This is a genomic window from Bradyrhizobium sp. UFLA05-153, from assembly GCF_054185185.1.
Window position 1 is genome coordinate 21678 of record NZ_JBBIAM010000114.1, and the last position, 7928, is coordinate 29605.

The window sequence follows — 7928 nt, forward strand, 5'->3', positions numbered from 1 at the left end:
GTTACGCGGCCCTGACTTCGCTGAGGAAGCGGTTGACCTGGCCGGCAAGGTCGCGTGACTGCGAGGAGAGCTGCTCGGCCGCTCCCAGCACCTGATTGGCGGCAGCTCCCGTATCGTCGGCGGCGCGCTGCACGCCTGTGATGTTGGAATTGACCTCCTGGGTGCCGCGCGCGGCCTCCTGGACGCTGCGGGAGATCTCCTTGGTCGCCGAACCTTGCTCCTCGATCGCTGCGGCGATCGCGGTGCCGATCTGGTCGATCTCGGCAATAACGTCGGCGACGTTGCGGATAGCGGCGATCGTCTCGTCGCTCGCGGACTGGATCGCGGAAATCTGCTCAGAGATTTCGGTCGTGGCCTTCGCGGTCTGTCCGGCCAGCGATTTGACCTCGGAGGCGACTACGGCAAAGCCGCGGCCGGCGTCACCGGCGCGCGCCGCCTCGATGGTCGCGTTCAGTGCCAGCAGGTTGGTTTGCTCGGCGATGCTCTGGATCAGCGTGACGACGTCGCCGATCTTCTGCGCGCCCTCGGCAAGGGTGCGAGCGGTGTCACCGGTGCGGCGCGCATTGTCGACGGCGCGCGCCGCGATCTCGGTGGACTGGGCGACCTGGCGGCCGATCTCGGCGATCGAGGAGCTGAGCTCCTCGGTCGCGCTTGCGACTGTCTGCACGTTGGTCGAGGTCTGTTCGGAGGCGGCCGCGACGACCGCAGCCTGGCTATTGGTCGCGGACGCCGTCGAGGTCATCGACTGCGCCGTGCTCTCCATCGTGGCCGACGCCGAGGACAGGCCGCCGACGAGCTCGGAGACCTTGGCCTCGAAGGCGCGGGTGAGCTCGTCGAGGATCTGGGCCCGCCGCATCTTGCCGTCGTTCTCGGCCTGCTTCTCGGCCGCGAGCTGCTCGGCCTTGATCATGTTGTCCTTGAAGACCTGCACGGCGGCCGCCATCGCGCCGATCTCGTCGGAGCGTGCGGCGCCCGGAATTTCGTCCGCCATCTCGCCGGCGGCAAGCCGCGACATCCGCGTCGTCAGGTTGACGATCGGCGCGCAGACGCGGCGGCGGACCATGACGATCAGGCCGATGCTTGCGACGAGCACGGCCGCCAGGCCTGCCAGCGCGACCATGAAGCTCAGCCGCGCGGCGGCCGAGGCAGTGCCGAGGATCTGCTCGGCATTCTCGTAGAAGGCCTCGCGCACGCCGATGACGGCGCCCAGGCCGCGCTGCGAGCTCGCATACAACGTGTCGACGTCGATGTCGTATTTGCCGCTCGCGCTGCCGTCCTTGATGAGCTTGAGGTCGCGGCCAAAGCTCTCGACATAGTCGGCATTCATCTTCTCGAGCGCGGCCGCGACGTTCGCCGGCGTCGTCGGATTGCCGCGCAACTCCTGGAGCGACATCAGGATCTGGTCGTTGCGGCCCTGCGCGCGGCTGATGTCGATCTTCTCGGCCTCGCTCGCCACCTTCTTGGAGCCGACGAGGTTCTTGTACAGGCTGGCATTGAAGCCGCCGACGTCACGCAGCGCCCAGGCGATATTGGCGTAGCTCGCCTGGCGATAGGCATCACCATTGAGGATCGCCATGCGGCGAACCTGCTCGTTGAGCAGCGCGGTGATGCCGTTATTGAACACGGCATTGTCGGCGACGATCTTGCGCGCCGCGTCCTTGCGGGCCTCGGCCGGCCCGTCGATCGCCTTGTCGATGGCCTCGCGCAGGGCGGAGAACTTCGCATTCAGCGCATCGATGCTGCTCGCGATGGTGTTGCCGTCGTCGAGACCGCCGGGAAGCTGCTCCTTGCGCAGCGCGTTCATCTTGTCGCGGGCGCCATCCGTCAGCTTCCGCAGCTTCTCGTGCTCGGTGCGCATGGCGGGATCGACCGTCGCCGGGCCATAGAGGATGTTGGTGGCGTAGCCGCGCTCGGGATTGAGATAGCGCGGGATATCGCCGACCGCGCGCACGATCTGAAGCCGACTCTGGGCCTCCGCGACCCGGTCCATGGTCTGATATTTGGTCACCGCGACAAAGACGGCGAGTCCGCCGCCGACGGTCGACAGCGAGACGATGGCGGCAGTCAGAAGCGTACCAATTTTCATGGGTTGTCCGGCAATGGTCGCGGGTAAAAATCGCTCCAAAGGATATGCGGGGCCGCTTAATCCGGGGTTTACGATGGTAGGCGCAGGCCTCAGCCGGTCAGCCCGTGCTGCGGTCCATTGCGGCAAGGATCTCGAGCGTCGCACCATCGCGCGCGCCGGCAAAATAGCGGGCAAGCGCCTGGCCGAAGATCGCCTCACCCGATACGGCTTCGAACAGCGTCATCGATGAGCGGAACTTGGCGTCGTCGGGCGCGCCGAGGATCGCGTTGATGCTGCGATCCTTCACCGCGAGCACGAGGCCCGTGCATTCGACGAGGCGCGGCCCGAGCACGGGGTGGGTGAGGTAGGCCTCGGCCTCTGCCCGAGAGGCGATGGCATAACGCTGCGACATGGCACTGAAGCCGAGTCCCGCCACTTGCGGGAAGATGAACCACATCCAGTGGCTGCGCTTCCGCCCAGCCGAAAGCTCCCCGACGACCCCCGGATAGATGGCGTTCTGGGCCTGAATGAAGCGTTTAAGGTCAAAAGGATCGCTCATTAACCGCCTCCAGCTACCGCCCCGGCCGCGATTATGCCTAACTTTTGGCTCCTGATGTGGTAGCTACTATAGAGTCTCGACGGGGTTGGGCACCCCAAGGGGTTCGAGACGGGGTTGAGCGGGTCGATTTGGGGATCTGATGGTTTCCGACGCAGCACGGGCCAACAAGCTCTTGTCGCGCCGCCGTATCGGGCGGTCGGAAACACTTTTGCTGTCTTTGGCCGCAGTAGCGCTATCGGTCGGCGCGGCTGCCTGGATCGCCTGTGGCAACGACAGCGCCTCGCTTGCCTCTGCCGCTTTGCCGCCCAGCGGCCCAACGACATCCTTTGAGGACCGATTCCAGCCCAGTTCGCCGGCGCGTGACGCCAGTGTACGCCCCGTCGAGCGCTCGGCGGTCAGCATGCTCCAACTCAAGCTCCGCGATGCCAAGGCGCTGCTCGCCCAGCAGCTCGTCCGTGACGACTGGCGCTCGACCCTGACCGAAGACGATAAGCAGGTGGCCGAGGCGGCGCCGCCGCCATCGCAGAAGCCTGACGTCCCGATGCCCCGGTCGCGCCCGGTCCAGGCCGATCTCGCCTCCCAGGTCGCCTCCAGCCAGGCCTTCGCCGATTCCCTGCCGAAGGGCGACAACCGCAGCCTGCTGCAAAAATTCTCCGACATGTTCCCGGGCAAGATCAGGCTCGCCTCGCTGACGCCCGACAGCGGCCTGTTCCGCCAGGGGCCTGACCTCGCCGCGCTCGGCTACAGTTCGCAGACCGCGGTATACGACATCTCGGCGAAGGCAGTGTACCTGCCGAACGGCGTGGCGCTGGAAGCGCATTCGGGCATGGGCTCCATGATGGACGACCCCGACCATGTCGACCAGCGCATGGTTGGCGCGACCCCACCGGCGACCTACGAGCTGAAGCCGCGCGAAAAGCTGTTCCATGGCGTGCGCGCGCTGCGAATGACGCCGGTCGACGGGACCAGCGCTCTTGGCCGCGTCGGGCTGCTCACGCACAGCTACATGCTCGGACCGCGCGGCGACTCGAACGGCTGCGTCTCGATCAAGTTCTATGATCGTTTCCTGAAGGCCTATGACGACGGCGAGATCAACCGTCTGATCGTGGTGCCGAACCTGAAGGGCGCCACGTCGGTGTCGCAGCGCGCATCGGCCTCGGACTCCTAAAAGTCTGAACAAACGGCGGGGGCGGCCGTTTTCCCTTCGTTAAGCCGTTCTCGTGCAGAAGCAGCCCATGACCGATCCATCCAGCTCCGACACTCCGCTGCGCACGACGTTCAAGATTCGCCTGAACGGCAACACGCTGGCGATCGCGACCGTCGGGCAGGCCTATCAATTCCTCACCAACTACAATTCGATGGAGTGGATGGAATTTCGTTCGCTCCATGAGGAGGCCGTCGCCGCGCTCGAAGGCGCCGCGGACAACGCGATGCTTGCCGTGCAGGCGACGAACGCCGTGCGCGCGCTGTTCGTGAGCGCGAAGCTGTTGTAGCGCGGATCTACAAGAGCAGTCGACCGTCGAGCTGCTCTCGCTCCCATGCCCTCAGGAATTCACCCTCGCGGGCGACCCACTTGGTCAGCTCGGTGCCCCATTCCCGCGTGCGGCTTGCGTACTCGCCCATCAGCCAGAAGTGCCTGACGATGACGAACGCATGCGCGGCCTCGAAATCGCTTTGCGTGATGGGACGAACGCTTCGATAGCCATCGACGAAGGCGTGCCACACAGCGTGAAGCTTGCGGCCAAAGGACACCTTTGCCCACAGGAAGACCGAGAGGTCGTAGGCAAGATAGCCCGGGCCGCCATCGTCGAAATCGAAGAATTCCGCTTCGCCCGCCTCGGTGATGAATGCATTGGAGCCGTGGCAGTCGCCGTGACAATGGGTCCAGGTCAATTCGTTATGGGCTTCGATCCGCTCAGTGGTTCGTGTCGCGATGGCCTCGAGATCGGCGGCTTCGGCGCTCGCGTCCTCCAAGAGTCCGCTCTTGCGGATTCTCGCAAGCGGCCGGCGCAACAAATGATCGAGATCGAGTCTGTAAAGTGGCGCAGGCGCGCTGTAGGAGTCCGCGGCGTTGTGCAGCTTGGCCAGTGTCACGCCGTTGGCGCGCGCATCGGCAAGGGATGTTGCTTCAGGCGCGCGCCCCTGGAGTTCATGGAAGAGCACGCCTTCGCGCTGGCCCTCGCGCGCTTGTGCCCGAACGAAGAGAGCGCCATCAGGTGTTCGGACGGCCGCAGCGACCGGCACGCCGGATCGGGCGAGGTGAGCCAGGAAATCCGTTTCCGTCCCCACGTCGGCAGCCCCGCGTGCGCGATGATGCGACAAGCGGAAGATGTAGCGCTCGTCGCTGGCCGTAACGATGCGGTAGGTGTCGTTGAAGCCGCGCCTGACCATGCGGCACTGAAGGGGCGCTGCCAGCGCATAGCGCTCGGCGAGGAAGCGCGCGACCGCCTCCGCTGGAGATATCGTGTAGATGGGTTCGAAATCGACCAAGACTGAAGCTCAAGCGGAGACCGGCGGCGATCCTAATGCGGGCTCTTCAGCGAGGGAAGGCGGAGCCTCGAAAACAGCGATGCCGCGCCGCGTTGGATGGAGCGCGGCATCTTTGTCGTAGTGTGAGCGACTGAGACGATTACTGCGCGTTCTGGCCGCGACCGTCGTCGTCATCGAAGAAGTCTTGATCGCCGCCCGGATCGACGCAGGCAAAGTTCGCTGCGTCGTTGGTCATGCCGCTGCCCTCGTAGGCCGGAATCTTCGGATAATCCGCAGATCAAAAAGTTCGCCAGTCGGGTAGGGCCAGGAACGGTGCCCAAGGCGCACACTCCGAGAGATGTAACCCAATGGGAAATTAACCGGCCGTTAACCAAATCCGCCGCATCGTTAACCATTCAATAACAAGGACGAGTCGGCAGCCATGGAGGCAGCAGCAGCAAGACCACAACGCCAATTGGTGCGCCTGCGCGGCCGATCCTACGTCGCCTTCGTCTTCGTGCCGACGGTTCCGATCGTCGACTGGCTCCAGGAGATCGACGCCACGATCGCGCGCTCGCCGGGATTCTTTGCCGGTCGGCCGGTGGTGGTCGACCTGTCCTCGGTCGATCTCAGCCAGTCCGGCATCACGCATCTGCTCGGAAGCCTCCAGGAGCGCGGGATCCGCGTGCTCGGCCTCGAGGGGGTGGAGGAGGCGCGGCTTACGCCGAACATGCCGCCGTTGCTCTCGGGCGGACGGTCTTGCGGGCTCGAGCCGAGCGCGCCGAAGAAGGTCGAGGTCACGAAGCAGCCGAGCTCGCTGCTGCTCGAAACCCCCGTACGGTCGGGCCAGACCGTGATCTTCCCCGACGGTGACGTGACGATCCTTGGCTCGGTCGGCTCCGGGGCCGAGGTCGTCGCAGGCGGCTCCATCCACGTCTACGGCGCGCTGCGCGGGCGCGCCATGGCCGGCGTCAACGGCCACTCCTCCGCGCGTATCTATTGTCAGAAGATCGAGGCTGAACTGCTTGCAATTGATGGATTTTACCAGACTGCGGACGACATCGACGCCTCCTTGCGCGGCAAGCCGGCGCAGGCCTGGCTGCAGGGGAATACCATGCGAATTACAGCACTGAACTGACCAGCAAAGGAGAGATTTCAGATGAGTAAGGTACTGGTCGTGACATCAGGCAAGGGCGGGGTCGGCAAGACCACGACGACCGCAGCCTTGGGGGCGGCGCTGGCGCAGCGCGGCGACAAGGTCGTGGTGGTCGATTTCGACGTTGGCTTGCGCAACCTTGACCTCGTGATGGGCGCCGAGCGGCGCGTGGTGTTCGACCTCATCAACGTGGTGCAGGGGGTTGCAAAGCTCCCGCAGGCCCTGATCCGCGACAAGCGGCTGGAGAACCTCTGGCTGCTGCCGGCATCGCAAACCCGCGACAAGGACGCGTTGACCGAGGAGGGCGTTCGCGCCGTCATCGCCGATCTGCGCAGCCGGTTCGACTGGGTGATCTGCGACAGCCCCGCCGGAATCGAGCGCGGCGCATCCATGGCGATGCGCTTTGCCGATGAGGCCGTGATCGTCACAAACCCGGAGGTCTCCTCGGTGCGCGACTCCGACCGCATCATCGGCATGCTCGACTCCAAGACGGTGCGGGCCGAGAAGGGCGAGCGCGTCGAAAAGCACGTCCTGATCACGCGCTACGATTCCTCGCGTGCATCGCGCGGCGAGATGCTGAACATCGACGACATCCTCGAGATACTCGCAACGCCGCTGCTCGGCATCATCCCGGAGAGCCAGGACGTGCTGAAGGCCTCCAACGTCGGTACGCCCGTGACGCTGTCCAATGCGGACGGCGCGCCAGCGCGGGCCTACATGGACGCGGCGAAGCGGTTGTGCGGCGAAAGCATTCGGATGACAGTGCCTGCCGAGAAAAAAGGCTTCATGGATCGCCTCCTGCGACGGAGGGCAGCATGAGCATGGGTCTGCTCCGGCTTCTCCGCGGCAACAAGGCCACCGCTCCGGTCGCGCGCGAGCGGTTGCAGATCCTGCTTGCGCATGAACGCGGGCTGCGCGGCCAGCCCGATCTGCTGAGCGTGCTGCGTGAGGAAATCCTCGCCGTCGTCTCGAAACACGTCAAGCTCGACCCGACCAAGGTGATCGTGCGGCTGGAGCGCGGGGACGAAGTCTCGACGCTCGAGGTCGACATCGAGGTGCCCAACGATGTCGAGCGCAAGCGGGTGGCGGTCGGGTAGGGGCCCGGCGGAGTCGTCTAACTTGGGGTGGATGAAAAGGCAGTCCGCTGGCGACAGCGGGCTGCCTTTGTTGCGTTCGCAAGGCCGAGCCCTTCAAATTCCCGGGCCTGCCGACGTGATGTGACGCGCGGGAACCCGGCTTACGCTCGGCCGTTTGTTAGAGGTCGTGGCGGCGTCTACGCCGCGGCTGCGATGCGTCAACCGGGAGAGCGCCCATGATGTCCGAGGTCCAGGTCCATACCATCGCGCGTCAGATGCTCGAGAAGCACGGCTTTGCTGCGATTGCTCAGGCCGCCCAGCAGGCGCAGGCCTGCGAGAGCCGCGGCGAGGCCGAGGAGGCGAAGGAGTGGCGCCACATCGAGGACGCCATGAAGATCATGAAAGGCCCGCACCATAGCTGAGCTGACGCGGCGGTCGCCTCAAGCGCTCATCGCGCTTTAGTTTTTTTGTTTGAGCATGATCTTTTCGGAAAACCGTTTCACACTTTTCCGGATCATGCTCTAGTTGTGGCCTGTCAGGAGGTTGTCCATCTGGTCTGAACCGAGGAAGCTGAGGTTGCGAAGCTTCAGTGTTCCAAGGAGA

The 7928-nt window shown here is 64.8% G+C and carries 9 protein-coding genes; 6 read left to right on the plus strand and 3 right to left on the minus strand.

All coding sequences use genetic code 11. The features are described from left to right. Position 1: 1 nt before the first annotated feature. Both Q2941_RS40700 and Q2941_RS40705 read right to left on the minus strand, forming a co-directional pair. Positions 2-2086, minus strand: a complete 2085-nt coding sequence (locus Q2941_RS40700) for a methyl-accepting chemotaxis protein (RefSeq protein WP_458196009.1) — start codon at positions 2084-2086, stop codon at positions 2-4. A gap of 97 nt (positions 2087-2183) precedes the next feature. Further along, a complete protein-coding gene (locus tag Q2941_RS40705) occupies positions 2184-2624 on the minus strand; it encodes a DUF1810 domain-containing protein (protein WP_027526766.1) in 441 nt (146 codons plus the stop codon). 139 nt (positions 2625-2763) lie between these two features. On the opposite strand from Q2941_RS40705, the gene Q2941_RS40710 reads away from it, so the two are divergent. Together Q2941_RS40710 and Q2941_RS40715 are read left to right on the plus strand one after the other, a co-directional pair. Continuing rightward, positions 2764-3792: a DUF2778 domain-containing protein gene (locus Q2941_RS40710; RefSeq protein WP_458196010.1), complete on the plus strand. Its 1029-nt coding sequence runs from the start codon at positions 2764-2766 to the stop codon at positions 3790-3792. A gap of 67 nt (positions 3793-3859) precedes the next feature. Beyond that, on the plus strand, positions 3860-4117 hold the full coding sequence (locus tag Q2941_RS40715; protein ID WP_027526768.1) for a hypothetical protein: 258 nt from the start codon (positions 3860-3862) through the stop codon (positions 4115-4117). A 7-nt stretch (positions 4118-4124) separates the two neighbouring features. Here the strand turns inward: Q2941_RS40715 and Q2941_RS40720 are convergent, their stop codons facing one another. After that, positions 4125-5114: a phosphotransferase enzyme family protein gene (locus Q2941_RS40720; RefSeq protein ID WP_027526769.1), complete on the minus strand. Its 990-nt coding sequence runs from the start codon at positions 5112-5114 to the stop codon at positions 4125-4127. A 421-nt stretch (positions 5115-5535) separates the two neighbouring features. Between Q2941_RS40720 and minC the strand changes: the two genes are divergently transcribed. From minC to Q2941_RS40740, 4 genes are all read left to right on the plus strand, one after another. After that, positions 5536-6231, plus strand: a complete 696-nt coding sequence (gene minC / locus Q2941_RS40725) for a septum site-determining protein MinC (protein WP_027526770.1) — start codon at positions 5536-5538, stop codon at positions 6229-6231. 21 nt (positions 6232-6252) lie between these two features. Continuing rightward, positions 6253-7068, plus strand: a complete 816-nt coding sequence (gene minD, locus Q2941_RS40730) for a septum site-determining protein MinD (protein ID WP_027526771.1) — start codon at positions 6253-6255, stop codon at positions 7066-7068. Then, positions 7065-7346 carry a cell division topological specificity factor MinE gene (gene minE / locus Q2941_RS40735; protein WP_027526772.1) on the plus strand — a complete coding sequence of 94 codons (282 nt, stop codon included), beginning with the start codon at positions 7065-7067 and terminating at the stop codon, positions 7344-7346. Before minD ends, minE begins: the two co-directional genes overlap by 4 nt. Before the next feature lie 215 nt (positions 7347-7561). After that, a complete protein-coding gene (locus Q2941_RS40740) occupies positions 7562-7747 on the plus strand; it encodes a hypothetical protein (protein ID WP_027526773.1) in 186 nt (61 codons plus the stop codon). The last annotated feature ends 181 nt before the right edge of the window (positions 7748-7928 follow it).